This is a genomic window from Paraburkholderia phenoliruptrix (assembly GCF_019511605.1).
Lineage (GTDB): Bacteria > Pseudomonadota > Gammaproteobacteria > Burkholderiales > Burkholderiaceae > Paraburkholderia > Paraburkholderia phenoliruptrix_A.
The window spans coordinates 1-542 of the sequence record NZ_JAEUAV010000069.1 but is presented as its reverse complement, the minus strand read 5'-3'; the positions used below and the strand labels follow the sequence as shown (position 1 = coordinate 542).

1 protein-coding gene is annotated in these 542 nt (G+C 70.3%); it reads left to right on the top strand.

Translation table 11 applies throughout. From position 1 onward, the window contains the following. Positions 1 to 542, top strand: a 542-nt coding sequence (locus JNB89_RS30790) for a condensation domain-containing protein (protein ID WP_223216908.1), incomplete at both ends; no start/stop codon positions are given.

Below are 542 nucleotides of genomic sequence, written 5' to 3'. Positions count from 1 at the left end.
GCCTGCAGATCATCGCGCGCGCGCGTGAGGCGGGCTGGCGGCTCACGCCGCGGCAGATCTTCGAGCATCCGACGATCAGCGGTCTCGCGCAGCGCGCGCAGCGGCTGGACGCACACGCGACGCAGGACGCAGACGACGGCGCGCCGCTCGCGCTGACGCCGATCCAGCGCCTGTTCTTCGAGCGTTATCCGCAGGGGGAATCGCACTGGAACCAGGCTGTGCTGCTGAAGGTCCGGGGGCGGCTCGCGCGTGCGGCGCTGGAGCGGGCGGTAGCGGCGCTGGAGGCGCGTCACGACGCGCTGAGGCTGCGGTTCGTGCGCGAGGCGGGGCAGTGGAAGCAGATGGCGGTGCCGGCACAGGCGCAGGCACAGGCACAGGCACAGGCACAGGCAGACAAAGCTGCTCCGGAGATTGACGTATCGCAACGCGCCGACACACCCCAAACCGCAATCGTCCGCCACGAACAACTCGCGTCCCTCGCAGACCTGACAGCCGCCTGCGAGCGGATTCAGTCGAGCCTGGACATCGAGCACGGCCCGCTG